This window comes from Streptomyces sp. NPDC096339 (assembly GCF_044762985.1).
Classification (GTDB): Bacteria; Actinomycetota; Actinomycetes; order Streptomycetales; family Streptomycetaceae; genus Streptomyces.
Genome location: NZ_JBIWFI010000001.1, coordinates 320,005 through 344,405 on the forward strand (window position 1 = coordinate 320,005; position 24,401 = coordinate 344,405).

At 71.5% G+C, this 24,401-nt stretch carries 28 protein-coding genes and 2 pseudogenes; 20 read left to right on the forward strand and 10 right to left on the reverse strand.

Annotated features, from left to right (window positions below):
* Nucleotides 1–33: 33 nt before the first annotated feature.
* From gap to ACIQ5Y_RS01515, 3 genes and pseudogenes are all read left to right on the forward strand, one after another.
* On the forward strand, nucleotides 34–1,032 hold the full coding sequence (gap, locus tag ACIQ5Y_RS01505) for a type I glyceraldehyde-3-phosphate dehydrogenase (protein ID WP_403873757.1): 999 nt from the start codon (nucleotides 34–36) through the stop codon (nucleotides 1,030–1,032).
* Nucleotides 1,033–1,094: 62 nt separating this feature from the next.
* Nucleotides 1,095–1,223: pseudogene (locus tag ACIQ5Y_RS01510) on the forward strand (IS630 family transposase); the annotation flags it as partial.
* A 587-nt stretch (nucleotides 1,224–1,810) separates the two neighbouring features.
* The gene (locus tag ACIQ5Y_RS01515; RefSeq protein WP_403873760.1) at nucleotides 1,811–2,077 is read left to right on the forward strand and encodes a hypothetical protein; all 267 of its coding nucleotides are present in this window, start codon (nucleotides 1,811–1,813) and stop codon (nucleotides 2,075–2,077) included.
* Between the two features lie 31 nt (nucleotides 2,078–2,108).
* Here ACIQ5Y_RS01515 and ACIQ5Y_RS01520 read toward each other — a convergent pair whose 3' ends face one another.
* Nucleotides 2,109–2,669, reverse strand: coding sequence for a TetR/AcrR family transcriptional regulator (locus tag ACIQ5Y_RS01520; protein ID WP_403873763.1), 561 nt, complete (start codon nucleotides 2,667–2,669; stop codon nucleotides 2,109–2,111).
* Nucleotides 2,670–2,781: 112 nt separating this feature from the next.
* On the opposite strand from ACIQ5Y_RS01520, the gene ACIQ5Y_RS01525 reads away from it, so the two are divergent.
* The 3 genes from ACIQ5Y_RS01525 to ACIQ5Y_RS01535 all read left to right on the forward strand — a co-directional run bounded on the left by ACIQ5Y_RS01525 (nucleotide 2,782) and on the right by ACIQ5Y_RS01535 (nucleotide 4,707).
* The gene (locus ACIQ5Y_RS01525; RefSeq protein ID WP_403873766.1) at nucleotides 2,782–3,435 is read left to right on the forward strand and encodes an FMN-dependent NADH-azoreductase; all 654 of its coding nucleotides are present in this window, start codon (nucleotides 2,782–2,784) and stop codon (nucleotides 3,433–3,435) included.
* Complete coding sequence (locus ACIQ5Y_RS01530) at nucleotides 3,432–3,755, forward strand: DMT family transporter (RefSeq protein ID WP_403873769.1); 324 nt, start codon at nucleotides 3,432–3,434, stop codon at nucleotides 3,753–3,755. Before ACIQ5Y_RS01525 ends, ACIQ5Y_RS01530 begins: the two co-directional genes overlap by 4 nt.
* 508 nt (nucleotides 3,756–4,263) lie before the next feature.
* Nucleotides 4,264–4,707, forward strand: coding sequence for an SRPBCC domain-containing protein (locus ACIQ5Y_RS01535; RefSeq protein ID WP_403873772.1), 444 nt, complete (start codon nucleotides 4,264–4,266; stop codon nucleotides 4,705–4,707).
* A 135-nt stretch (nucleotides 4,708–4,842) separates the two neighbouring features.
* Here the strand turns inward: ACIQ5Y_RS01535 and ACIQ5Y_RS01540 are convergent, their stop codons facing one another.
* Nucleotides 4,843–5,952: a substrate-binding domain-containing protein gene (locus tag ACIQ5Y_RS01540; protein ID WP_403873775.1), complete on the reverse strand. Its 1,110-nt coding sequence runs from the start codon at nucleotides 5,950–5,952 to the stop codon at nucleotides 4,843–4,845.
* 446 nt (nucleotides 5,953–6,398) lie between these two features.
* Here ACIQ5Y_RS01540 and sigK point away from each other — a divergent pair, with 446 nt between their 5' ends.
* From sigK to ACIQ5Y_RS01585, 9 genes are all read left to right on the forward strand, one after another.
* Complete coding sequence (sigK, locus tag ACIQ5Y_RS01545; RefSeq protein ID WP_403873778.1) at nucleotides 6,399–6,992, forward strand: ECF RNA polymerase sigma factor SigK; 594 nt, start codon at nucleotides 6,399–6,401, stop codon at nucleotides 6,990–6,992.
* Nucleotides 6,989–7,738, forward strand: a complete 750-nt coding sequence (locus ACIQ5Y_RS01550) for an anti-sigma factor domain-containing protein (protein WP_403873781.1) — start codon at nucleotides 6,989–6,991, stop codon at nucleotides 7,736–7,738. The genes sigK and ACIQ5Y_RS01550 overlap by 4 nt, the downstream gene beginning before the upstream one ends.
* Nucleotides 7,739–7,884: 146 nt before the next feature.
* Entirely contained in the window at nucleotides 7,885–9,198 is a 1,314-nt protein-coding gene (locus ACIQ5Y_RS01555; protein WP_403873784.1) for an NAD(P)/FAD-dependent oxidoreductase, read from the forward strand.
* A complete protein-coding gene (locus ACIQ5Y_RS01560) occupies nucleotides 9,195–9,938 on the forward strand; it encodes a DUF1365 domain-containing protein (RefSeq protein ID WP_403873787.1) in 744 nt (247 codons plus the stop codon). The genes ACIQ5Y_RS01555 and ACIQ5Y_RS01560 overlap by 4 nt, the downstream gene beginning before the upstream one ends.
* Nucleotides 9,935–11,275, forward strand: coding sequence for a class I SAM-dependent methyltransferase (locus tag ACIQ5Y_RS01565; protein WP_403873789.1), 1,341 nt, complete (start codon nucleotides 9,935–9,937; stop codon nucleotides 11,273–11,275). The genes ACIQ5Y_RS01560 and ACIQ5Y_RS01565 overlap by 4 nt, the downstream gene beginning before the upstream one ends.
* Nucleotides 11,272–11,901: a class I SAM-dependent methyltransferase gene (locus ACIQ5Y_RS01570; protein ID WP_403873792.1), complete on the forward strand. Its 630-nt coding sequence runs from the start codon at nucleotides 11,272–11,274 to the stop codon at nucleotides 11,899–11,901. Before ACIQ5Y_RS01565 ends, ACIQ5Y_RS01570 begins: the two co-directional genes overlap by 4 nt.
* On the forward strand, nucleotides 11,898–12,737 hold the full coding sequence (locus ACIQ5Y_RS01575) for a DUF1295 domain-containing protein (protein WP_403873794.1): 840 nt from the start codon (nucleotides 11,898–11,900) through the stop codon (nucleotides 12,735–12,737). The genes ACIQ5Y_RS01570 and ACIQ5Y_RS01575 overlap by 4 nt, the downstream gene beginning before the upstream one ends.
* Entirely contained in the window at nucleotides 12,734–13,447 is a 714-nt protein-coding gene (locus ACIQ5Y_RS01580; protein ID WP_403873797.1) for an alpha/beta hydrolase, read from the forward strand. The genes ACIQ5Y_RS01575 and ACIQ5Y_RS01580 overlap by 4 nt, the downstream gene beginning before the upstream one ends.
* Before the next feature lie 179 nt (nucleotides 13,448–13,626).
* Entirely contained in the window at nucleotides 13,627–14,271 is a 645-nt protein-coding gene (locus ACIQ5Y_RS01585; protein WP_403873800.1) for an L-threonylcarbamoyladenylate synthase, read from the forward strand.
* A gap of 11 nt (nucleotides 14,272–14,282) precedes the next feature.
* Here ACIQ5Y_RS01585 and ACIQ5Y_RS01590 read toward each other — a convergent pair whose 3' ends face one another.
* Nucleotides 14,283–14,924 (reverse strand): carbonic anhydrase, encoded by a 642-nt coding sequence (locus tag ACIQ5Y_RS01590; RefSeq protein WP_403873803.1) that lies wholly within the window; start codon nucleotides 14,922–14,924, stop codon nucleotides 14,283–14,285.
* 108 nt (nucleotides 14,925–15,032) lie between these two features.
* Between ACIQ5Y_RS01590 and ACIQ5Y_RS01595 the strand changes: the two genes are divergently transcribed.
* Nucleotides 15,033–15,371, forward strand: coding sequence for a TfoX/Sxy family protein (locus tag ACIQ5Y_RS01595; RefSeq protein WP_403873806.1), 339 nt, complete (start codon nucleotides 15,033–15,035; stop codon nucleotides 15,369–15,371).
* 88 nt (nucleotides 15,372–15,459) lie between these two features.
* On the opposite strand, the gene ACIQ5Y_RS01600 is transcribed toward ACIQ5Y_RS01595, so the two are convergent.
* Nucleotides 15,460–15,939, reverse strand: a complete 480-nt coding sequence (locus ACIQ5Y_RS01600; protein ID WP_403873809.1) for an NUDIX domain-containing protein — start codon at nucleotides 15,937–15,939, stop codon at nucleotides 15,460–15,462.
* A 61-nt stretch (nucleotides 15,940–16,000) separates the two neighbouring features.
* Nucleotides 16,001–16,549 carry a CbrC family protein gene (locus tag ACIQ5Y_RS01605; RefSeq protein WP_403873812.1) on the reverse strand — a complete coding sequence of 183 codons (549 nt, stop codon included), beginning with the start codon at nucleotides 16,547–16,549 and terminating at the stop codon, nucleotides 16,001–16,003.
* Between the two features lie 280 nt (nucleotides 16,550–16,829).
* Between ACIQ5Y_RS01605 and ACIQ5Y_RS01610 the strand changes: the two genes are divergently transcribed.
* Both ACIQ5Y_RS01610 and ACIQ5Y_RS01615 read left to right on the forward strand, forming a co-directional pair.
* Nucleotides 16,830–17,768: a MerR family transcriptional regulator gene (locus tag ACIQ5Y_RS01610; protein ID WP_403873815.1), complete on the forward strand. Its 939-nt coding sequence runs from the start codon at nucleotides 16,830–16,832 to the stop codon at nucleotides 17,766–17,768.
* Between the two features lie 9 nt (nucleotides 17,769–17,777).
* Nucleotides 17,778–18,278, forward strand: coding sequence for a hypothetical protein (locus ACIQ5Y_RS01615; RefSeq protein WP_403873818.1), 501 nt, complete (start codon nucleotides 17,778–17,780; stop codon nucleotides 18,276–18,278).
* 153 nt (nucleotides 18,279–18,431) lie between these two features.
* Here ACIQ5Y_RS01615 and ACIQ5Y_RS01620 read toward each other — a convergent pair whose 3' ends face one another.
* Complete coding sequence (locus ACIQ5Y_RS01620) at nucleotides 18,432–19,172, reverse strand: SDR family oxidoreductase (protein ID WP_403873821.1); 741 nt, start codon at nucleotides 19,170–19,172, stop codon at nucleotides 18,432–18,434.
* A 93-nt stretch (nucleotides 19,173–19,265) separates the two neighbouring features.
* Here ACIQ5Y_RS01620 and ACIQ5Y_RS01625 point away from each other — a divergent pair, with 93 nt between their 5' ends.
* Entirely contained in the window at nucleotides 19,266–19,748 is a 483-nt protein-coding gene (locus ACIQ5Y_RS01625) for an RrF2 family transcriptional regulator (RefSeq protein ID WP_403873824.1), read from the forward strand.
* A 99-nt stretch (nucleotides 19,749–19,847) separates the two neighbouring features.
* Here ACIQ5Y_RS01625 and ACIQ5Y_RS01630 read toward each other — a convergent pair whose 3' ends face one another.
* On the reverse strand, nucleotides 19,848–20,981 hold the full coding sequence (locus ACIQ5Y_RS01630) for an FAD-dependent oxidoreductase (protein ID WP_403873826.1): 1,134 nt from the start codon (nucleotides 20,979–20,981) through the stop codon (nucleotides 19,848–19,850).
* Nucleotides 20,982–21,208: 227 nt separating this feature from the next.
* On the opposite strand from ACIQ5Y_RS01630, the pseudogene ACIQ5Y_RS01635 reads away from it, so the two are divergent.
* A pseudogene (locus tag ACIQ5Y_RS01635) lies at nucleotides 21,209–21,661 on the forward strand (LysR family transcriptional regulator substrate-binding protein); the annotation flags it as partial.
* 174 nt (nucleotides 21,662–21,835) lie between these two features.
* On the opposite strand, the gene ACIQ5Y_RS01640 reads toward ACIQ5Y_RS01635, so the two are convergent.
* The 3 genes from ACIQ5Y_RS01640 to ACIQ5Y_RS01650 all read right to left on the reverse strand — a co-directional run bounded on the left by ACIQ5Y_RS01640 (nucleotide 21,836) and on the right by ACIQ5Y_RS01650 (nucleotide 23,970).
* Complete coding sequence (locus tag ACIQ5Y_RS01640) at nucleotides 21,836–22,690, reverse strand: C40 family peptidase (protein ID WP_403873829.1); 855 nt, start codon at nucleotides 22,688–22,690, stop codon at nucleotides 21,836–21,838.
* Between the two features lie 168 nt (nucleotides 22,691–22,858).
* Nucleotides 22,859–23,425 carry a DUF4291 domain-containing protein gene (locus tag ACIQ5Y_RS01645; RefSeq protein ID WP_403873832.1) on the reverse strand — a complete coding sequence of 189 codons (567 nt, stop codon included), beginning with the start codon at nucleotides 23,423–23,425 and terminating at the stop codon, nucleotides 22,859–22,861.
* Between the two features lie 89 nt (nucleotides 23,426–23,514).
* Nucleotides 23,515–23,970, reverse strand: coding sequence for an ester cyclase (locus ACIQ5Y_RS01650; RefSeq protein WP_403873835.1), 456 nt, complete (start codon nucleotides 23,968–23,970; stop codon nucleotides 23,515–23,517).
* Nucleotides 23,971–24,401: the final 431 nt, after the last annotated feature.

Here is a 24,401-nt window from a genome sequence, read left to right on the forward strand (position 1 = left end):
CGAACCTGATGGCGAACGAAAGGGACATCGCTCATGACTCGCATCGCCATCAACGGATTCGGCCGCATCGGACGCAACGTGCTGCGCGCACTGCTCGAACGCGACAGCGACCTCGAAGTCGTCGCCGTCAACGACCTCACCGAGCCCGCCACGCTCGCGCGCCTGCTCGCCTACGACACCACCTCCGGCCGGCTCGGTCGCCCGGTGACCGTCGATGGGAACACCCTCGTCGTCGACGGCCGCCGCATCGCGGTGCTGGCCGAACGCGAACCCGAGCAGCTGCCGTGGGCCGAGCTCGGCGTCGACATCGTGCTGGAGGCGACCGGCCGCTTCACCTCGGCCGAGGCCGCCCGCGGCCACATCAAGGCGGGCGCGCGCAAGGTGCTCGTCAGCGCACCGTCCGACGGCGCCGATGTCACGCTCGCGTACGGGGTCAACACCGACGCCTACGACCCGGCCGTGCACACGATCGTCTCGAACGCCTCGTGCACGACCAACGCGCTGGCCCCGTTGGCCGCCGTACTCGACGACCTCGCCGGCATCGAGCACGGCTTCATGACCACGGTGCACGCCTACACGCAGGAGCAGAACCTGCAGGACGGCCCGCACCGCGATGCCCGGCGAGCCCGCGCCGCGGCCGTCAACATCGTGCCGACCTCGACGGGCGCCGCCAAGGCGATCGGCCTCGTGCTGCCGAACCTCGCGGGCAAGCTGTCGGGCGACTCGATCCGCGTGCCGGTCCCGGTGGGCTCGATCGTCGAGCTCAACACCACCGTCGCACGCGACGTGACGCGCGAGGAGGTCCTGGAGGCCTACCGCACTGCGGCGCGGGGACCGTTGGCGGGGGTGCTGGAGTACTCCGATGACCCTCTCGTCTCCTCCGACATCACGGGCAACCCCGCCTCGTCGATCTTCGACTCGGAGCTGACCCGCGTCGACGGCCGCCACGTCAAGGTGGTCGCCTGGTACGACAACGAATGGGGCTTCTCGAACCGCGTGATCGACACGCTCACCCTCCTCGCCGCCGGCTGACTCTGGGGGCTCGGGGGGCTCGGGGGGGCTCTTCCCCCGACGCATACGTCGGGGCAGGCGCCGACGTCGTCTTCTGCCTGGACGACTTCGGCCGCCTCGACCTTCGGCCCCGTCCCGGTCGGCAGTGGGCGGAGCCCGGCGGCCGGCACGGGAGCCCCGACCGTGATCCCAGACCCCGCCGCCGGGCGACCCGACCCGGTCACCCCTCATTGCCCGGCTCGACCGGGCGGACCAGGAGATCTCTGACTCAGGCAACCAGGCCGGCCGGAGTGCGGGCCGGCGCGGGGACCGGGGTTCGAAGGCCACTGCGCAGGAGGTGGTTCGCCCGGCGGGGCGCGATCTCGCCGAGCCCGATCCGCCCCTTCGGGTCTGGGACCTGCCCTTCGCCGGCTAGCCTTGATCAGAGTCCGGTCTTGGAGGGGGAGTCGGAGAAGTGAGCCACACTCGTGACGAGGAGACGGCGCAGGTCGAACAAGCGCCCTCGCAGTCAGGCAGCCCGGGGAGCAATCCACCCAGATGGGCCTGGTGGGTCATCGGCATCGTGATACCGGTCCTGGGCATCGCGGCCACGGTATGGACCACCTCCGCCAAGACGCCGAGCTCTTCCCCTCCCCCGGCCCAGACCCCGCGCACCACCCCGCCGGAAACCCCGTCGCCGGGCCAGGCAGCGAACCAGACGCCCCCGGTGTCCTCTTCTCCAACAGGCGCCGTACCGGCGGTCTTCCTGGGCGTGTGGGAGGGATCCATCAGTGACGACACCGGAGAACACCATCGGCGCATGACCATCCGGCAGGGGAAGGTCGGTGACGAGATGGTCACCACACGCACCACCAGCAACGCGACCGGCAGCACGATCCAGTGCAGAGGAACGGGCACCCTCGTGGCCGCCGACTCCAGCACGATCGAACTCGACACGATGGTCACCGAGAGCATCCCCACCGGCAGGTGCAAGAGCATCGGCGAGCAGACACTCACCCTTCTGGACGACAACCGGGTCCGCTACCAGACCGGAGAGGCAACCGGGGTCCTCACCCGCCAGCGCTGACCGCCCAGCCCCGACCCGTGCGCCGGCCTGTTCAGTCGGCCGGCAGCGCGCTCGCCAGCCGCCCCAGTGCCGCCTTGATCCGGTCGGGCGTCACTCCCTGTGCGCGCTGCTGGTGGAAGACCTCCGGTGCCAGCGGAGCGAGCAGGCTGTCCACCAGGGCCTCCGGGTCCGGGGTTCCGGACCCGCGCAGCAGGGCGAGGACATGGACGCGCCAGAAGCCGTACGCCCCGACGGTGAAGCGTTTCTCGCCGGTCTCGGCGCCCAGCACCAGGTGGCCGTGGGTGTCCAGCAGGTCGACCATGGCGGCGTAGAAGGCGGTGAGCCGCTCGCGCGGCGGGGCGCCGGGGCCCAGGGGCGGAGCACCGCGCAACAGCTCTTCCTGCAGGCGGCGTTCGTGCTCGTCGAGGAGGGCCGCCGCGATGGACGTGACGTCCGGGTAGCGGCGATAGAGCGTGCCGCGGCCGATGTCGGCCGCCCTGGCGATGTCCTCCATCGTGACCGACCGCGGATCACGGGCGGCGAACAGCTCGGCGGCGGCGGAGAGCACCTTGGCCCGGTTGCGGGCGGCGTCCGCACGTTCACTCGTCCCCATGGCATCTCAGCTTACCGGAATAACCGGACACCGTGTCCGGTTGAGCCTCTCGTCCGGTATAACCGGACACCGTGTCCGGTTACTGTTTCCGCCGATACCGAGGGGTCCCGTCATGAGCACGCTGTTACACCTCGATGCCAGTGCCCGCCGCCAGTCCTTCAGTCGGGAGGCCGGCGACGCCGTCGCCGTCGCCTGGCGCGCGCGCCATCCGGGTGGCATCCACGTCCACCGGGACCTGGCCCGAACCCCCGTCCCGCAGATCGGCGAGGCATGGACCGAGCTGTGCGACTACGTCCTGGAGCACGAGATCACCGACCCCGCCCGCTACCGGGAAGCCGTGCGCACTCCCGCGCAGGAGGCGGCCTGGGCCGTCGTCGAGCCGCTGCTGTCCGAACTCGTCGCCGCCGACGTCGTGTTGATCGCCACGCCGATGTACAACTACTCGATCCCGGCATCCTTGAAGGCCTGGATCGACCAGGTCACCTTCCCGCGCATGTCCCTGGCCGGGCGGCGGTTCGTCGTGGCGTACGCCCGCGGCGGGGCGTACGGCCCGGGCACCCCGCGCCACCCGTACGACCACCAGGAGCGCTACCTGCGCGACTTCCTCGCCGGACACTTCGCCGTGCCGGAGGAGGCCATGACTTTCCTCGGCACCGAACTGGTCAACTCCCTCACCGATCCCGCCCTCGCCGGCCGACGCGGGGCGCACGACGCGTCCCGCGCGGCCGCGCTGGAGGCCGCCCGCAAGACAGGAGGGTCCCTGTGAGCTGGCTCCTCCTCATCGCCGCAGGCCTGGTGGAGGTCGGCTGGTCGCAGAGCATCAAACCGACGGCCGGGTTCACCCGCCCCCTGCCCACGCTGCTCTGCTTCGCGCTCGCCGCAGTCGCCGTCTATCTGCTGTCCCTGGCGATGAAAGGCCTGCCGGTCGGCACGGCCTACGCCGTCTTCACCGGGATCGGCGCGGCCGGCGCCATCACACTGGGCGTCGTGCTCCACAAGGACCCGGTGACCCCGGGCCGCCTCCTCGCCCTCGCCCTGATCATCGGCGGCGTCGCGCTGTCCCGCGCGACCGCCCCGGCCGAGTAAGGAGCCACCGTGATGCTTGAAGTCGATCCCTGAACCGTCCCCGTGGGGGCGAGGAGAGCGAGGAGGACCAGCTCGCCGAGGCCCCGGCGCCGAACCCCCGGGCGTACGGCGGCCTGGTCCGGGCCGAGGCCACGTGCCGTGCCGTGCCCTGCCGTGCCCTGCCGTGCCCTGCCGTGCCGTACCGTGCCGGTCCAGGAGCGCGGAAGGACGGGGTGGCGGGCCAGGGCCGCGACCTGTTCCCGGTGCACCTCGGGAAGGGGCCGCGCACGCGGCCCGGGCCGGCAGGCCCACGCAGTTCGGCGACGTACGGCCGCCCGGGCCGCCTCGGCATGGGCAGATGCCGCCGTTCCTCGGATCCGAGCATTCCGGCAGTTGCCCATTCGGTCAGCCGGGAGACGGGTATGGCACCTTGTAGACCTCCGGTCGGATGCGCGGAGACCTCGCCCCGGGACAGGACCTCCGCAGAGACTGAGAACGTGACGACGAGCCAGTCGGAAGGAACCACAAGGTGAACGCAATTACGGACGTCCTCGTGTTCGAACGACACATCGCCGCGCGTCCCAGCACGGTGTTCTCCTTCCTCACCGAAGACGACAAGTGGCTCGCGTGGATGGGCAAGGACGGCGAGTTCAGCTTCGAGCCCGGCGGCGACTACCGGACGAACGTCCGCGGCGACGACGTCGCCGCCGGGCGTTTCATCGAGATCGACCCACCCATGCGGATCGTGTTCACCTGGGGCTGGGTCCATGGCGATCCGGCCGTACCCCCCGGCTCCAGCACCGTGGACATCACCCTCGAACCCGTCGAGGACGGCACCCTGTTGCGACTGACACACCGCGGCCTCCCGTCCCCCGACGCCTGCACGGCCCACGCCGAGGGCTGGACGCACTACCTCCGCCGCCTGGTGATCTGGGCAGAAGATGGCGACCCCGGCCCCGACGATTGGAAGTGACCCGCCCTGCGGGCCGAGGCGGCGACCACGGCATTCCCCCGGCCGCCCCGAAGCACGGTGCGAACCATCGCATCGCCCGAGCGCTACTCAGACCCCGTGAACGGGGCCGGAAAGCAGTTGGGCTCGGCGGCGCCGCTACTTCAGGCCGATCTCCTCACACGTGGCCTTCAGCTTGTCGGTGCAGATCTCCGCGACCGTGTAGACGTCGTCTTGGATCACGGTGGTCTTGATGTTGCTTCGGTTCAGCGCGATGCCGGGGACGAGCACCGACGGCACCCTCTTGGTGGTCGGGCTGTCGACGATCTGGTTGATGATGCCGTCGATCCTCTCGCCCTTGGCGAGAGTGACGGCCAATTCCGCGGCGGCCGCGGCCTCGGGGGCGTACGGCTTGTACACGCTCATGAGCTGCTCGCCCATGACGACCCGCTGCACGGCTGCAAGTTCGGCGTCCTGGCCGGTCACAGGCGGCAGCTGGGACACGCCGGCGGCCCTCAGGGCCGCGATGATGCCGCCCGCCAGGCCGTCGTTGGCCGAGTAGATCCCCACGATCTTGCCCTTGCCGATGGCCGAGATGGCGGCCGTCATGTTGGCGGTGGCGTTCTCCGGCTTCCAGTCGACCGTGTCGTACTCCTTGCCGATGTTCACCTCGCCGTCGAGGACGGAGTGCGCGCTCTCCTTGAACTGCCGCGCGTTCGGGTCGGTGACAGAGCCGTTCATCATCACGATCTGGCCGGACTTGGCCTTGTCCCCCAGCGCGTCCAGCAGCGCCTTGCCCTGGACCCTGCCGATGTCGTGGTTGTCGAAGGACGTGTAGGCGTCGATCGGGCCCTCTGCCAGGCGGTCGTAGGCGACGACCGGTATACCGGCGTCCTTGGCCTTCTTGACCGGGCCGGCGATGGCCTTGGAGTCCACCGGGTCGATGATCAGGACGTCCACCTTCTTGGCGATCATCGCCTCGACCTGTGCACTCTGAACAGCCGGATCCTGCTTGGCATTGGCGTAGATCACTTCGCCCTTGCCCCTGGTGAAGCTGCGGACCTCCTTTTCGATGAGCGGCTTGTCGAACTTCTCGTAGCGCACGGTCTCGTCCTCGGGAAGCAGGAGTCCGACTTTGACCGTGTCACCCTTGGCGGATCTCCCGGATCCTCCGCCGCCTTCATCCGCGTCGCCGCCGCAGGCGGTGAGCGAGACGGTGATCGCGGAAGCAGCGACGGCAACAGCGGCCCGCCCCAGATGCGTGTTCACTACGTAAACCTCCCTGACGAGGCCGTGTTCGTCCGGCCGAGGTAGGCGAAGTCAACTCGTCACGGATGTCACCGTCAAGGAGTGAACTCTTAACGAGATGACAACGTTCCAAGCAGGGCGTATGTGCCGATATCTCGGCTGTTAGTGGGGCATTTCTCGCTATCGTTCGGCGAATCTCACTTCAACTTGTGAAAGTGAGTGCATCTACTGACCCCACCGGGTTGACCCCGGCAGGTGACGCTGACGAAGGGACCTCCCATCCGAAGGACCGTCGGCTACGAAGAACAGGCGACACACGCACAGGTTTCCAAGGCCGGACCGTCCCCGGGGGCGGTCCGGCCCCGCACGAGCATCGAGACAAGGACCGGCATGCGATGGACGCCCCGCCCCCCGACGGCCACCCCAGGCCGCCCCTTCGCCTTCTCTCCACGGCCGGAGCCCCTCAGGTGAACCAACCGATCCCCTTCAACACCGGCCGCCCCGCCGACCCCGCCCGCAGCGACCTCGCCGCCGTCATGCAAAAGGTCGCCCACGGCGACAAACAGGCCTTCTCCGTCCTCTACGACACCCTCGCACCCATGGTCTTCGGGCTCGTGATCAAGGTCGTACGCGACCGGGCGCAGTCCGAGGAGGTCGCCCAAGAGGTCATGATCGATCTGTGGCGCCAGGCCGCCCGCTACCGCCCCGACGCCGGTTCCGTCACCACGTGGGCGGCGACGATCGCCCACCGGCGGGCCGTGGACCGGGTCCGCTCCGCCCAGGCGTCCACCGACCGGGAGCAGGCCCAGGCCGCCCGCGAGCACACCACCGCCTTCGACGAGGTCGCCGAACAGGTCGAGACCCGCCTGGAATCCGAGCAGGTCCGCCGCTGCCTGCGCGGTCTGACCGAACTGCAGCGCCAAGCGGTGACCCTGGCCTACTACCGGGGGCTGACCTACCGTGAAGTCGCCGAAGCCCTGCGCACACCGCTTCCCACCATCAAGACACGCATGCGCGACGGGCTCATCAGGCTCCGCGACTGCATGGGGGTGACCACATGAAACACCACGCCACCGACGCCCACACCCTCGCCGCCGCCTACACCCTCGGCGCACTCGACGACGGCGAACGCGAAGCCTTCGACGCCCACCTTCGGGCCTGCGAGGCCTGCGGGCAGGAAGCCGCCGAGTTCGAGGCGACCGCGGCCCGCCTGGCTTCCGCGGTGTCCCAGCCGCCGCCCGCCTCGGCCAAGGCGCAGGTCATGGCCGCCATCGACGGCGTGCGCCAACTGCCCCCGCACATCCCCGCGCCGGTAGCCGCACCCGCCCTCCGCGGCATCGTGCGCCGCCGGGCCCTTCCCCTGGCGCTGGCCGCCGGCGTGACCGCGGCCGTACTGGGCGGCGTCGCGGTGTGGCAGGCACAGCACGGACAGGACCTCCGGCAGCAGGCCCGCCAGGCGCAGCAGCAACTCGACGCGGTCAGCGCCGTCCTGACGGCACCCGACGCGCGCACCGTCCACGGCAAGGCCGCCAACGGCGCCCTGACCACCGTCGTCGCCTCCGACCGGCAGAACAAGGCCGTGTTCACCGCCGCGAACCTGCCGGCCCCCGGGGCGGGCAAGACCTACCAGCTGTGGCTCGACCACGACGGCACCATGCGCCCGGCCGGACTCATCGACCACGACGGCACCGTCGTCCTCACCGGCAACCCCGCAGACGCGGGCGCCGTAGGCCTCACCCTCGAACCCGCCGGAGGCTCCCCCCAGCCCACCACCGACCCCTTGCTTCTCATGACCCTTCCCGCCTGACCGGACCGCCCACCGCCACGCCGTCGGAGGCCGGCACCGTCCTCCCTCCGCCACCCTGACCACACGACTCCCCCGTATGACCACCTGAACCGCCATCCCGCCATCAATCCCGTCATCGACCCAATCCGTCCGCCCCGCCGCTGCGAATGAAGGGTGAAACGCAGCAGCCGGGGGCGTGTCGAGTGGCGGGAGCGGTTGTGGTGGAGGACCGGAAAGTGGCCGTTGTCGGTGCGGGGGTGGCGGGGCTGACCGCCGCCTACGTCCTGTCGTCCTCGTGCGAGGTCACCCTCTACGAGGCGGACGCGCGGCTCGGCGGCCACGCCCACACCCACGAGACAGCCGGCCCCGGCGGGCGGGCGATCGGCGTGGACTCGGGGTTCATCGTGCACAACGAGCGCACCTACCCGACCCTGCTGAGGCTGTTCCGTGAGCTGGGGGTCGGCACGCAGGACGCCGAGATGAGCATGTCGGTTCGGTGCGACGGCTGCGGTCTGGAGTACGCCGGGGCCCGGGGCCCGGGCGGGCTGTTCGCTTCCCGGGCGGCTCTGCACCCCCGCCACCTGCGCCTGTTGGCCGAGGTGCCGGTCTTCCACCGCGGTGCCCGTCGCCTGCTCGCGCGCGGGACCCGCGCGGACATCACCTTCGGGGACTTCCTGCGCGAGGGCGGCTTCTCCTCCTACTTCATCGGTCACTTCGCCCTCCCTCTGGTCGCCGCGGTGTGGTCCTGCCCCGCGCGCACCGCCCTGTCCTACCCGGCCGTCTACCTGTTCTCCTTCCTGCACCACCACGGCCTGCTGTCCGTGACCGGCTCGCCGCAATGGAAGACCGTCACCGGCGGCTCCGCCGCGTACGTCGCCGCCGCGGCCAAGCGCGTGCAGCGCGTCCACACCTCCAGCCCCGTCGACGCGGTCCGCCGCACCGACCGGGGCGTTCTGGTCACCACCCGGGACGGCGGCACCGACACCCACGACGCCGTGGTGATCGCCACCCACCCCGACCAGGCACTGCGCCTGCTCGCGGACGCCACCGAGGACGAGCAGCTGCTCCTCGGCGCCTTCGCGTACTCGCGCAACCCCACCGTGCTCCACACCGACACCCGGATGCTGCCCCGCTCGCCGCGCGCCCGCGCCTCCTGGAACTACCGCATGACCGGCTGTGACCCCTCGGCTGACCCCGTCCGCGTCAGCTACGACATGCGGCGCCTCCAGCGCCTGCCCGAGGGCGCCGACTACGTCGTCACCCTGGGCTCGGAGGACTGCATCGCCGCGGACCGCGTGGTGGAGCGGATGGTCTACGAGCACCCGGTGTACACCCCCGCCTCGGTCGCCGCGCAGCGGGAACTGCCCCGTCTCAACACGGGCGTGACCGCCTATGCCGGGGCCTGGCACGGCTGGGGCTTCCACGAGGACGGCTGCCGCTCCGGCGTGCGGGCCGCCCGGTCCCTGGGGGTGCGCTGGTGACCCGTACCGAAGGAACCGCGGCCCTGTACGAGTGCGTGATCGCGCATGCGCGCAGCACACCGCTGCGCCACTCCTTCCGGCACCGCACCTACCTGTGGTGCGTGGACCTCGACCGGCTGCCGGTGCTGCCCCTGCCGGTGCGCCCGCTCGCCCGGTTCGACGCCCGCGACCACTTCACCGGCGGTGCGGGCTCCATCCGTGCCGGACTCGACGCCTTCCTCGCCGCCCGCGGCATCGACCTGGGCGGTGGCCGCGTGACGATGCTGGCGCACGCCCGGGTGTTCGGGTTCGTCTTCAACCCGCTCAGCGTGTACTGGTGCCACGACGCCTCCGGTGCCCTGGTGTGCGTCGTGGCCGAGGTCCACAACACCTACGGGCAGCGCCACTGCTACCTGCTGCGGACGGATGACACCGGCGAGGCCGAGGTGGACAAGGAGTTCTACGTCTCGCCGTTCTTCCCTGTCGAAGGCCGCTACCTGATGCGGCTGCCGCTCCCGGGAGACCGGCTGCGGCTGACCGTGCACCTGGAGAACGAACACGGCCGGGCGTTCACCGCCGTCGTCCGGGGCCGGCGCCGGACCGCCACCGTGCCCGCCCTGCTGTCCGCCGCCGTCCGCAGGCCGTGGTCGACCGCCGCGGTCTGGGCCGGCATCCGCCGCCACGGCATCCACCTGCTGCTGCGCGGCCTGCCCGTACAACCCCGTCCCCGGTCCACCCCGCAGAAAGGCACGCTGTCGTGACCCAGCCCGCCACCACCTCCCACGGCCTCGCCGCCGGGATCCCGCCTCAGGCGAAGACGCGGCGGAATCCGCAAGCGGCCCAAGAGACCGGTTCCGTTGCCCCGGCCGTCCGCCGTGCGGACGTCGACGCGGGCCGCTGGCCGGACGTGGCCCGGCTGCCGTCGCCCGCACCCGGCAGGACCGCCGTCGCCGGGTACCTGGTGGGCCGTGCCCTGGACCGGCTGGCGCTGACCGCGCCCGCGGGTGGCACCGGCGCGACCGCCGCCGGGCCGCGGCTGACCCTGCACGACCCGGACGCCTTCCGGCGGCGGATCGGCCGCCACGGCCTGATCGGCTTCGGCGAGTCCTACATGGCCGGCGAATGGGACAGCGACGACCTGGCCGGCGTGCTGACCGTCCTCGCCGCACACGTCGACGAGCTGGTGCCGGCTCCGCTGCGCCGGCTCCGCGGCCTGTGGGTGTCCGCCCGCCCCGGCGCCGACCGGAACACCCGGGCCGGAGCCCGCGACAACATCCAGCGGCACTACGACCTGTCCAACGACCTGTTCGCCGCGTTCCTCGACCCCACCCTCACCTACTCCTCCGCCGTCTTCTCCGGTTTCCCCGCCCGGTCCGCGTCCCTGGCGTCCGCTCAGCACCGGAAGACGGACCGGCTCCTGGACCTCGCCGGGGTCGAAGAGGGCACGCGGCTGCTGGAGATCGGTACCGGCTGGGGCGAGCTCGCGCTGCGGGCCGCCGCGCGTGGCGCCCGGGTCACCACCCTGACCCTCTCCGCCGAGCAGGCCGCCCTCGCGCGCGAACGCATCGGCGCGGCCGGATTCGCCGACCGGGTGGACGTCCAACTGCGCGACTACCGCGACGCCGAAGGCCGCCACGACGCCGTGATCAGCGTCGAGATGATCGAGGCGGTCGGCGCCGAGTACTGGCCGTCCTACTTCACCGCGCTGCGCCGCGCGCTCGCCCCCGGCGGCAGGATCGCCCTACAGGCCATCACCATGGGCCACCGCCAGATGCTCCACACCGCCGCCACCCACACCTTCATCAGCAAGTACGTCTTCCCCGGCGGCCTGATCCCCTCCCGCAGGGCCATCGCCGAGCAATCCGCCGCCGCCGGCCTGAGCACCGTCGTCGATCACGGCTACGGCCGGCACTACGCGGAGACCCTGCGTCTGTGGCGCGAACGCTTCACGGCCAACCGCCCGGCCGTCACCGCACTCGGCTTCGACACCGTCTTCCAGCGCATGTGGGAGTTCTACCTCGCCTACTCGGAAGCCGGATTCCGCTCCCGCTACCTCGACGTCCGCCAACTGCTCCTGACCGAAGGGACCCGCGCATGAGGCCCGCCGCCGACCGTCTCGCCGAGCTCCTGGGTCACTTCCTCCCCGGCCCCCTCCCGGTGCGCCTGCGCGCCTGGGACGGCAGCCAGGCCGGCCCTGCGGACGCCCCCCTCGTCGTGCTCCGCTCACCCGGGGTCCTGCGCCGCATGCTGTGGCAGCCGGGCGAACTCGGCCTCGCCGAGGCCTACGTCACCGGCGAACTCGACGTGGAAGGCGACCTCGCCGACGCCCTGTCCCGGGCCGGCCGGGCCGTCCGCGACCGGCCCCCGGTCCGCCCCCGGCCTGCCTCCCTGGCCGCGGCCGCCTCCCTCGCCGTACGCCTCGGCGCCGCCGGGCCACCGCCGCAGCGCCCCGACGGGCGAGCGCGGCTGACCGGCCCGCTGCACAGCGCGTCCACCATCGACGCCTGGCGCGCCACCCTCGAACGCCGTTGGAGCGATGTCGCGGACCTCGTCGGGCAGACCACCGCACGGGTGTGGCGCCTCTACCTGGCCGGGGCATCACTGGCGTTCGCCGAACGCCGCATGGGCGTCGACCAGATCCTCGCCGTACGACCCACCCGCGAAGGGGCGTCGGCCATGCCGGCCACCCCCGCCGACTGGTACCCGCCGGTGAGGCCGTCGTGAACGGCGCCGACGCCACCGACTGGGGCGCACTCGCCGCGAACCTCGCCGTCACCGCGGCCACGGCAGGTGCGGTGCTGATCGCCACGTTCGCCGTCGCCGTGCGCCGGGGCCCGCACCGCATCGTCGACATCGCCTGGGGTCTCGCCTTCAGCGCGGTGGCCGCCGTGACCTGGCTGCTCTCCGCCGGCCACGGCGACGACGCCCGGCGCCTGCTCGTCGCCGCTGCGACGGTCCTCTGGGGGCTGCGGCTCGCGGCCCACATCGCACGGCGCTCCCGCGGCCACGGCGAGGACCCGCGCTACACCGCCCTCCTCGACAAGGCCCCCGGCAACCGGACCCTGTACGCGCTGCGCACCGTCTACCTCGGCCAGGCCGCCCTCGTCTGGCTGATCTCCCTGCCCGTCCAGGCCGCCTCCTACAGCTCGGAACCGCTGGGCCCCCTGGCCTTCTGCGGGATCGCGGTGTGGGCGCTCGGCCTCGCCTTCGAGGCCATCGGCGACCACCAGTTGGCACGCTTCAAGGAGGATCCCGCCAACCGGGGCCGGATCATGGACCGGGGGCTGTGGGCCTGGACCCGGCACCCCAACTACTTCGGGGACAGCCTCGTGTGGTGGGGCCTGTACCTGCTCGCCTGCACCGCCTGGCAGCCCGCCCTCGCCGTCCTGGTCTCCCCGGTCCTCATGACCCTGCTGCTCACCGTCGGAAGCGGCAAGCGCCTCCTGGAGAAGCACATGGCGGACCGCCCCGGCTACGCCGAATACGCCGCCCGCACCAGCGGATTCATCCCTCGACCGCCACGCACACCCACGCACGACCGGCCGGAGGGCACCCGATGAGCGAACCCGATCACAGCGGTGCGCCCGGTGCTCTGTGGCTGCCCGAGCCCCGGTTCCGGCCCGCTGCCGGGGCGGTACTGCTGCTGCACGGCGGCCGGGCCGACTCCCTCGCGCCCCCGCCCGCCCTCAACCTGCCGGGCCTGCGGATGAGGGCGTTCGCCCGCGCGCTGCGCGAGGACCCGCGCCACGCGGACGTCCTCATCGGGTTCGTCCGCTACCGGACTCGCGGCTGGAACGGGGAGCGCGCCGACCCCGTCACGGACACCCGCCGCGCCCTGGCCGAACTCGACGACCTGGCCGGCCCCCTTCCCGTGGTTCTTCTCGGACACTCCATGGGCGCCCGCGCAGCCCTGCGTGCCGCGGACGATCCGCGGGTGCGGGGCGTCGTCGCCCTCGCCCCCTGGTGCCCTCCCGGCGAACCGGTCGGCCACCTGGCCGGCCGCACGGTCATCGCCCTGCACGACGAGGCCGACCGGATCACATCGGCCACCGACACCTGGGCCTACCTCCGCCGTGCCGATGCCGCCGGGGCCCGCGTCCGCGGCATCCGCATGCCCGGCGGACGCCATACGATGATCCGCCACGCCCGCCACTGGCACAGCCTCGCCACCCGGTGCACGGCCGAGGTTCTCGGGCCGGCGTCCCCACCCGGTGTGCCGGCCCCCGGCAGGGCATGGAATGCCGGCCCTCTGGACGCGTCCTTGTTTTGACCCCGGCCCGCGGACGACCACCACACCATGCCGGGGTACCGGCGATCCGCGTTCACCCTTTGGGGGAGGTGTCCCCGCCTGTTGGAGAGCCCGGGGTAGCGTGACGTGCTCGGGCACACCGGCAAGGGTGTGGCCGGCCAAGGGAGTGGACGGTATCCCCTATGGGTGGGAGTGCAGGAATGTCCCGTCGTTTCGACTGCTCGGGTCCGTCCGGGCGCGGCGAGGGGCTGCGTGCGGCCGCCGATGCCGTGCGCCGTGGCGAACTGGTGGTGCTGCCCACGGACACGGTCTACGGCCTGGGCGCCGACGCGTTCAGCGCGGCGGCCGTCGCCAGGCTCCTCGCCGCCAAGGGCCGGGGCAGGGCCATGCCCTCGCCGGTCCTGGTCGCCTCGGCCGACTCCTTGGACGGGCTGGTCACCGGCCTGAGCGAGCAGGCCCGCCTGCTCATGGACGTCTTCTGGCCGGGTGGGCTGACGCTGGTCGCCCGCCACGAGCCGTCGCTCGAATGGGACCTCGGCGAGACGCACGGAACGGTGGCGATCCGGATGCCGGCCCATCAGGTGGCCCTGGATCTGCTCACCGACACCGGGCCGATGGCCGTGTCCAGCGCCAACCTCACCGGACAGGCCTCCCCGCAGGACTGCGACGCCGCGCGAGGCATGCTCGGTGACGCGGTGAGCGTCTATCTCGACGGCGGCCCCACCGCTGCCGCCCTGCCGTCCTCGATCGTGGACGTCACCGGTGAGGCCCCGCTGCTGTTGCGGGCCGGCGCGATCAGCGCCGACCAGATCCGCAAGGTCGTTCCCCGGCTCCGGGAACGCTGAGCAGGGAAGGATCAGGCCGCCGCGTCCTCCGGCAGGTCGAGGCCGCGAGTGACGACCGGGTGGGCGGCGCCGTCGGCCAGCCGGTAGGACAGGCCCACCACGGCCGCCCGGCCCTCCTCGACGGCCTGTGCCAGGATCCGGGAGCGGTCCAGGAGCAGGTCGACGGTGTGCCGGATGTGCTCGGCTATGAACTCCTCGTCCTTGGCGTGTCCGGCCGCACGAGCGGCCAGCACGCTGGGCGTCACGCGCTCGATCACGTCCCGCACGTAGCCGGGGGCGGTGGTGCCCTCTTGGACGGCCAAGCGGGTGGCCGCGACGGCGCCGCACGCGTCGTGACCGAGTACGATGACCAAGGGTGCGCCGAGCACGCTCACGGCGTATTCGATGCTGCCGAGCACTTCGGGACCCATGACATGGCCTGCGGTGCGGACCACGAACAAGTCACCCAGCCCCCGGTCGAAGATGATCTCGGCGGCCAGGCGGGAATCGGAGCACCCGAACAGCGCGGCGAACGGATTCTGCGCAGGGGCGATCTCGGTGCGGCGGGCGGCGTCCTGGTTGGGGTGTTCCACCGTGCCGGCGATGAACCGCCGGTTTCCGGCGAGCAGCATGTCGAAGGCTTCGTGCGGCGTCGGCAGCGGGGTATCGGTCATGGCCGCAGGTTACGGCCCTGCTCCTCGAGCCGCGCGCCCACCCCCCACCGCGTCCGGAGCGGCGCACCGCCCCTGTCCGAGGTGTGCCGGGTGGGACCACCTCGGACCATGGATCGTGTGACGTACGACGAAGGGCTGGCCCAGCGGATCCGGGAGCAGCTCGGCGAGCGGCCCGACGTCGCCGAGAAGCGGATGTTCGGCGGCCTCGCCTTCCTGCTGCACGGCAACATGACCGTGGGCGTGGTCGGCGACGAACTCATCGCCCGGGTGGGCCCCGAGCGGGCCGAGCAGGCCCTCGCCCGCCCCGAGGCACGCCCCATGGACTTCACCGGACGCCCGATGCGCGGCTGGGTGACGGTCGGCGGTCCCGCCCTCGTGGAGGACGCCGTTCTCGACCACTGGATCACGACGGCGACCGCCTTCGCCGACACGCTCCCGCCCAAATGAAGTCACACGGCCCCCGACACGGTGGTTCACGGTCCGTCGCTGCTTCCGGCTCGGCGGGGCGGGGCAGGCGTGGCACCTTCTGCGTGGGTCAGGCCATGTCGCCCAGGTACCTCGTCTGCCAGGTACCGGCAGCGGCCTGGGCAGCGACGTCGGTGAGCTGGTCGCGCAGGTACAGGGGGATCATCCTCAGCCCACCGACCTTGTCGAGTGCCACCCATTCGACGCCGGTGTGGGTGGGGTCCGGGATACCGCCGCCCAGCTTGGGCGGCTCGGAAACGACCTCGCACCAGAACAGCGCGTCAACGCGGTGGTTACGGTCGTTCGCGATTGGGCCGTCCTCGTGGTTGGCGGGGATGTGCTCGCGTAGGAACAGCAACTGTCCGGCGCGAACGGCCACCCCGGTTTCCTCCAGTACCTCCCGCTCGACCGTGCGGTGCAGAGCCTCGCCCGGCTTCTGTCCACCGCCGGGCGGCAGCCAGGTATCCGGCTGGGGCCAGTTCCCTCTGACGAGCAGGACGTGGCCGTCACGGACGACCAGGCCGGTTGCGGCTGTGCGGATGCGGTTCATGTGGGAATTCCCTCCTGCAGGTGAACGGCGTGGCCTGCCGGCGCTGCGGCGTGGACCGCGGCTATGAAGCGTCGGCGTAGGCGAGATGCGTGCCGCAGACGGTGCAGCGGAAGAGCATGGCGCTTGCCCCGTGCCCGAGGTCGGTCAGGAAATTCTCGAGCTGGGATGCGTCGTGCCATCCATTCATCCGAAGGTCGAGCCGAAGCTGGTCGAGTGCCTCGGGGTGGGCTGCCAACTCGGTGTAGCCGACCTCGCCGATGAAGGCGGCCGCGTCGTTGCAGTGGACGAGCCAGTACGGATCCTGCCAGGCGCGGAAGCCGGGGGTGCGGTGGGCGACCTGCTCCGCGGTCTCCTCGCTGACGCCGTCGAGCCCGTATGCGTCGGTGAACACACCTTCGAACCGTTCAGCGGCACTCCCGTTGGCGATGCACCAGGGGCAGAAGCTCCCGCTGACATCCTGGGTGGTGTAGAAGGTGGCAGTGTAGATCCACCCCGTACCGCGATGGCAGCAGGCGCAAGTCTCGGTGCTCTCGCGGACGGACCCGCTCGCGACGGGGTCCGGGTGGTAGCGGAAGTGGGGCAGGGCGGTACTCACTGGTGAGCCTGCCATCGCCTGGAAAGGTCCGTCTCGGCGCCGGTGGTCTGCGCTTCGGCGGGCATGCCTGTGAACCTCATGGGTCGAAGTCTGTCCGCGAGCAGGCCCTCGATCAAGCAGTGGGGTTGAAGTCCTGCTGGTCGGGAGTGGGTAGAGGCGCTCCGTGGGACCGTCGCCCGCACCCTCCACTCTGCGCTGCGCGGGGGTGCGTGGGCACAGCTCGGCGATGGCGGTGAAGCCCTCATCGGAGGACGGGCTTGACTCTCGGGTAACGCGAGACGGCACAGTCAGAGCCGTGGACAGGAAAAACCTGCTGCCGATCGGGCAGTTCTCGCAGGCCAGTGGCCTATCGATCACCGCGCTTCGACACTACGACGCCAGTGGCGTGCTGGTGCCGACATTCGTCGATCCGGTGAGCGGCTACCGGTACTTCCGGCGTGACCAGGTACGTACGGCGCAGTCGATCAGGGCGCTGCGGCAGCTGGACATCCCGGTCGAGGAGGTGCGCCGGCTGCTCGGCGGCGGCGAGGAGGAGCTGGTCGCCGCCCTGCAGGCGCGTCTGTGGGCGGCCGAGCGGCGGCTGGCGCTGCAACGTTCGATGGTCCACAGCTTGTTGAGCCGACTGACCGAAGGAGCAGAGATGACCCACCGCGTCACCGTCCGCCAGGGCGCCGCCGAACGGATCCTCGTCCGCGGGGCGACCCTGGACAACTCCCGGCTTGACGCCTTCCTCCGCGGTGCGTTCCAGGAAATGTACGCGGTCGCCGGCCGCGGCCCGCTCACCTTCACCGGGCCTGCCTTCGTCCGCTTCCACGGGGTGTGCGACGACGAGAACGAGACGCTCGTCGAGGCGTGCCTGCCGTTCTGGGAGGACGGCGCGCAGCCCACGGACCTGCCCGAGGGCATGATCGTGCGCGAGCTGCCCGAGAGCACCCTCGCCTACACGGAGGTCGAGGGAGCGGCAGCCTCGTTCCCACAGATCCTCGGCGCGTACGACGCCGTCGCCGACTGGATCACCGAGCACGGCTTCGCCTTCGCGGGCCCGGCCCGGATGGTCTACCGCCGGTGGACCGGGACACCGGACGACCCGGACAACCGCCTGGAGATCGCCTGGCCGATCGACGAGCCGATCGACGAGCCGGCCGACGAGTCGGCCGACGACCAGGCCGTTTCCTGTGGATCACGGAGCGGGGACCTCCGTCCCGGGTCGGAGGGGGGTGATCGGTGCAGCTAGCCTGGCGGCATGTCCATCTCCTGGCGGTCCACCGCCGCAGCGTTCGAGCAGATACTGGGTCGGCATGGCGTCGCCGCCGGGGACTGCACCATGGAGGCGGCATGGGCTGCCTTTGAGGAGTTCGTGCAGGTACCGGTCGAGGGCATTGAAGGACCTGAGGACGACGGGGACGCCTTCATCGTCGAGTGGGGCGTCTGGGACTGGAACGGGAACCGGCCGGCGCTGTCCCTTGGACGACTGCTGGCGGTCAACGAGGACGCCGATCGGCAGGATCCTCTCTGGCAGCCCCAGTACTGGAAGGTGGAGTTCCAGGCATCCTTCGCCGAGGACCCGGCCTGGGCGGACCTGCACATCGGCGGAGACAGCGGCTTCGACGACGCTGCCATCGGCCGGCCCAGAGCGGATGCGCTCGCGGCCACACGCCGTTTCATCGACCAGGACCCGCTCCTGAGCGCGATGTGGCGGTCCCCTGCGATCGACATCGAAGTCACGCTCGACCGGGCAGGGTAGCCGCACCGCCGGCTCATCCGGCCGACCAGATGAAGATGCCCGCGACATGGAGCCGGCGAGGTGCGGATCGCGCGGGAAGAGTAGGCCTTGTCGGCCAGGACCATCTCCGGTGTGTTCCTGGGCCGGCCGACCGTGCTGCCGGTGGCCGCGCTTTCAGGAGCGGGTTCCGAGCCAGGTCTCGTACCGCGTGCGGGCGGTCCGTACGCCCGGCCCGCCGGTCAGCGCGTCCCCCTCGACGAGCGCGAACGGGCCCGCCCCCTCGTCGGTGACGACCGCGCGGGGGTCCCGGTGGGCCGACAGGGTGAGGCGGCCGAGCCCGTCCAGGGGCAGGACTTCGGGGCCGGCGATGTCGATCGTCCCGTCCAGCGGGCGTCCGGTGGCGGTCTCGACCAGGGCTTCGACCACTTCGGCCGCCGCGATCGGGCGCAGTGGCGTGGAAGGCAGTCGGACGGTGGTGTCGTCGGAGGTCCAGGAAAGGACCGCGTCGACGAACTCGAAGAACTGGGTGGCACGGACGATCGAGTACGGGATCGCCCCCTGCTTGAGCAGGTCCTCCTGGAGCGTCTTGGCCCGGTAGTAGTCGAGTTGCGGCACCTGATCGACGCCGACGATCGACAGGGCGACCTGGTGGCGGACGCCGGCCCGCTCCCCCGCCTCCAGCAGGTTCCCCGTGGTCGTGCGGAAGAAGTCGCTCGACGCGGAGTCGAAGGTGGGCGAGTTCGTGACGTCGACGACCGTGTGCGCGCCGGCGAGCGCCTCGTCCAACCCTGCGCCGGTGACCAGGTCCACGCCGCCGGACCGGGACGCGGTGACGACCTCGTGCCCGGCGCCGCGGAGCGCGGTGACGAGCCTGGAGCCGATCAGCCCGGTGCCGCCGATGACCGTGATCTTCATGGCCGTGTCCTCCGTGAATGGAATCGTTAACTCGGACAAGTCTTGTCTGAGATCATACGCGGATAGGATGTGTCCGAGTCAACGGGAGGACGCATGAAACTGTCCGGCGGCGTCGAGTGGGCGCTCCACTGCTGCGTGGTGCTGACCGCGGCGTCCGAGCCGGTCCCGTCCGCCCGGCTGGCACTGCTGCACGACGTCTCCGCCAGCTACCTTGCCAAGCAGATGCAGGCCCTCTCCCGGGCAGGTCTGGTCACCTCCGTGCAGGGCAAGACCGGCGGGTACGCGCTCACGAGGCCGGCCTCCGAGATCACCGTCCTCGACGTCGTACTGGCGGTCGACGGGGCGGACCCGGCGTTCGTGTGCACCGAAATCCGCCGGCGGGGCCCGCTGGGAGCCCCGCCCGAGAAGTGCACGAAGCCCTGCGGGATCGCCCAGGTGATGGCGAAGGCCGAGACCGCATGGCGCTCGTCCCTGCAAGGCGTCACCATCGCCGACCTGGTCGGCTCGGTGGACCGCGACAGTGGCCCCGAGGTACTGCCCGCCATCGGCACCTGGCTCACGCCGCCCCGCGGCTAGGACTCGTCCGGCCGATCGGGTTCGGAGTCGGACGGTGCGGGCTGCGGCGGTCGCGGCGCCGAGGCGGACGGAGGGGTGTCGCACCGGCGCCTCATCGGCTCATTGGACGCCCTGCTCGGTGATCATGTTGATCAGGGCCCGGGCGGTGTTGTGCTCGGAGTCGATCCCCGGGATCTCTCCACCCTCGAAGGTGGCGGGCTCGGCGCTGCGGGGGAACATGGCCACCTCGTACTCGGTGAGCGCGGTCTCGACATCGTCGGGGTGCGCGGCGAGGGCCTTGGCGAGTTCGGAGCCGTCGTACATGGCCAGGTTGGCGCCTTCGCCGTTCGGGGGCGCGAGGTGGGCGGCGTCGCCGAGCAGGGTGACACCTGGCACCCGGTCCCACCGGTGCCCGGCCGGCAGGGCGTACTGGGGGCGCAGGACCGGCGCCGTGTCGCCGTCGGTGATCAGCGCGGTGAGTTCCGGTGCCCAGCCGTCGAACTCGGCCGCGATCCGCGCGGTGGCCGCGGCGGCATCGGTGAAGTCGATGCCCGCGAACCAGTCCTGCGGCCTGCTCAACGCCACGTAGGTGTGCAGGGTGTCGCCGCTTTCCCGGTGAGCGAAGATCTCCCTGCCCGGCGCGGGCACCATCAGCATCCCGCCACCGACAGCCTTCGCGGCGGCCGGGTGGCGGGAGTCGGCGTGGTACAGGTACGTCTCGACGTACGACGTGCCGACGTACTCGGGTGTGGCGGCGGAGAGCAGCGGCCGCACCCGTGACCAGGCGCCGTCCGCGCCGACCAGCAGGCCGGTGACGACGGCGCCGCCGTCGGCGAACGTCACCTCGTGGCGGCCCGGGCTGATGGTGCGGGTGCTGCTGACCTTGTGCCCCCACCGGACGGTGCCGGCCGGAAGCGAGTCCAGCAGGATCCGCCGTAACTCGCCGCGGTACACCTCGGGGCGGCCGCCCGTGCCGTCGTCGGCCTTGTCGAGCAGGACGGTCCCGTCCTGGTCGAGGACCCGCATCGCCTGGCGGCCCTCCAGGACGATGGCGTGGAACTCGTCCATCAGGCCGGCCGCCTGGAGGGCGCGCTGTCCGTTGTAGTCATGGATGTCGAGCAACCCGCCCTGCGTGCGCTCTGTCGGGGAGGACTCCGCCTCGTAGACCGCGGCCGGGATCCCGTGGAGGTGCAGGACACGGGCCAGAGTGAGTCCGCCGAGTCCGGCTCCGATGATGGTGACGGGCATGTGCATGGTGGCTCCTGGGAATCGGGGCCGCCCAGCGGGTTCTGGCCGGCCGTTGCCTGAACATTGGCGGACCTCGCCGACAGGACGCCGACACCGAACCGGCAGCCGCCGATGGATGACCGACACCGCGTATCGGTCCCGACACCCGCCCGGAAGGAGATTCGGCCGGCAGCCGGCCGCGGCTGCGGTGGGTACGGCGTTGAGCGCGATCCGGCGGTCTCGGCCGCTCAGGGACCATCACCATCGGCATCCCGGGCGACGGCACCGACCCGGGCGTGTCCAAGCCGGCCGCCGCCTACCGCCGAAGCCACCCCGGCATCGACATCCGCATCCGCGAAGCCGACCTGAGCGACCCGACGTGCGGGCTGCGCGCGGGACTGGTCGACGTCGCCCTGACGCGGGCGCCGTTCGACGAAACCGCCCTGGAGGTGCGCGCGTTGCGGACCGATCCGGTTGGCGTCGTCCTGCGCGCCGACGATCCGCCGGCCCGCCGCGACAGCCTGCGGCCGGCCGAGCTGAGCGACCGCCGCTGGTTCCGGTTCCCGCAGGGCACCGACCCCGTCCGGCAGTCGTACTGGAACGGCGGCAGGCCGCGCGAGGGCCCAGTGGTGCGCGCCGTCCAAGAATGTCTGCAGGCGGTGCTGTGGAACGGCACCGCCTGCCTCGCCCCGCTCGGACACGACCTGCGTTCAAGTACGAGGAGAAGCAACTCGGTCCGGTGCTGGACGGCATGAACGCCGAGTTCGACCGCACCGAGGTCTTCGGACCGATCAGCTGAGCCGGCTCCCGTTGCCACCACCCGCCGAGGGGTTCGGCCGCGTACGACAGGCGGAGCCCTGGCGGGTGGTGGGTGGTGGTGCTCAGGGGCAGGTGCGTACGCCGTCCAGCCAGGCGGGACCCTTGATGTAGATGTTGGTGATCCACGCCCCGTACTCGGGCAGGTAGGACCAGGCGTCGTTGGTGTAGCCCTCCGCCGTCACGGACTCGGCGTGCTTCTGGCAATCGATGCGCACCGTGGTCGGGCCGGGGAACCGGTGAACCCGCGGACTCCCGGTGGACGGCTCCTTGTGCGTCCACACATCCGTGCCCCAGGTGCTGAACGTGCCGGGGGCCGCCGCCGCGGCGATGCGGACCGCTCCCGCGTAGTCCCCGCCCAGCCGCACGTCGCTGACGGTGATCCGGGTGCCCGATTCCCGGGCCTCGACCATCTTCCCTGCGCCCAGGTAGATCGCGATGTGGTGGATGGAGCCCCCTGACCCCCAGGCCAGGAGATCCCCCGGCAGCAGCGGCGCGGTTCCCTCGGCGGCCGTGAATCGCCGCTGCACCTGCGGCGAGTTGAACTGGTGGTAGGCGTTGCCGGCCAGCGGGTCGCCGCCGGCCGCGCGGGCATAGGCGTACCGGACCAGCCCCGAGCAGTCGAAGCCAAGCCGCTCCGGGTCGTGCGCGCTGTCCGGGTCGCTCGGGTCGACCTGACCGTACGTCGGCCCCGGCTGCGGCCCGTGGCCGCCGCCCCAGGTGTACCAGACGCCGATCTGTTCGCATGCGGCCCGCACCGCCGCCTCGGCCACCGCGGAAGCGCCGGTGGCGAGCACGTCGCACGACCCCGCCGCCTTCGGTGCGGGTGCCGCGGCCGCCGGGGTGAGGCTCGGACCTGCCCCCACGGCCAGAAGGGTCACCGCCGCCACTGCCGCCCCCACCGTTCTCCGCATCGCCATGTCCGTTCCCCCGTTTCCGTCGCGGTGTCCCGCGGGTCGTGGTGCTCGTCGTGTTCGCACCGGCCGACCGCCGGGCACTCCGAGACTGTGCCCCGTCACCCCTCCGCGTCGAGGAGGCGCGAGTCGCCCAACACAACGGGAAACGGGAAACCCCCGGGAAACCCCTTCTCACCAGGCGTCGGAGAGGCCGCGCTCCAATGTCCGCGGCATCGGGTAGACCCGCTCCGCGGGCAACAGCTGCTGGGCCTTGGCGGCATGCCCGGCCTTGATCAGCGCGGCCGCCTTGCGGACCCTGGGGGTCAGGTCGGTGAGGCTTACGATCCAGTCTTCGGCGAATGTGCGGATCAGGCGGCGGCCGATGCCGACCTGGATGCTGTAGTGGTTCAGTGCCGCTCCGCGGAGCGAGCGTTCCGGGTCCCACTGGACATGCACGGCGGCTCGGGCCACGGCAGCGGGGTCGCCGGTTGTGAGCACCGCCTGCGACAGGGCGTCCTCCCAGCCCTGCCGGGTCATCCGCACTGCGAGAACATGCTCCTGGCCGGGTTTGCGAGCCCAGTTGCTGCGGTGCATCAGCCACAGGAACGAGGGTTTGATCCACGTCATCCTGTGGAACGAGAACGGCGCGACGAAGCGGCCCGCTTGCAGGGCGGCGGCGGCGATGGCAGGTGGGTACGCCTGGTAGACGACGATCGTGTGGGCATCGTAGTCGGCGCGGATCTCGTACTGAGGTGCCATGCGCCGCACCCTGCCATCCGCTTCACTCGCATCGCGAACCGTTTTCCCCGCCGGCGCACCGGCTGCGGGTCAGGCGCGCCCGTGAGGTATCAGGACTCCTGCCGCCCACTCGGCGCCTCCGGGGGCGGAGCCGGTGCGAGGCCCAACTGCGCGAGCATGGACAGGGAGTCGAAGTACACGCGCTCGCACGCCAGTTCATCGCGCTCGAAGAGGAACATGGCGAGCATCCGTACCTTGAAGGACCGCCCGGTGGGCGGGAAGCCGTACAGCTCGCCGCGATGCGTGCCGTGCAGGTCGAACTCGACGATCACGGCGTCGTCCGCATGGCGCAGTGAGACCAGTTCGTTGCGCTGGTCGGGAAAGGCCACCCGGGTGGCCTGGTAGTAGGCAGCCACCTCGGAGGGTCCGTCGAGGACCAGCCCGGTGGCGACGATCTCGTACCTGGGGTGGGCGGCGAAGGTCTTCAGCGTCGCGTCGAACTCGTGCCGGTTCTCGCTCTCCATGTGCTCGCGCACCAGAGCCTCGCGCCTTGCCCTGTCCGTCATCCGCCCCGCCTCCAGGCCGTCGTGTCGGTCCACCATCCCCACTACGTCCGGCTGGGGCCGTTGGTTCACACGGCCGCGGACTCGGGCAGGCCGGTGCGCGCGTGGCCACGCCCGTGGGAGCTGACGGATGCGGTGTGGGAGCGGGGCGAAGTTGAGGATGGAACGGCCGTCGGACCCGGCCAGACAGTGCCGCGCGAGGTACGCGGCTGGCAGCCGGGCCTTCTCCCAGGCCTCCATGACACCGGACATGACCTTTTGCTGTTGTTCGATCCCCCTGGTGCGCCATAGGGACGCCAGGATGAGGCCCGCGTCCGGACGGGCAGGGTCGGGCAGTGGGTCCGGCCGGAGGCCGGCGACGATGGCAGTCATGGCGCCGGCCTCCAACCTCAACCGCGATTGAGGTCAAGTTCCTTGATCGACCAAGGTCGACG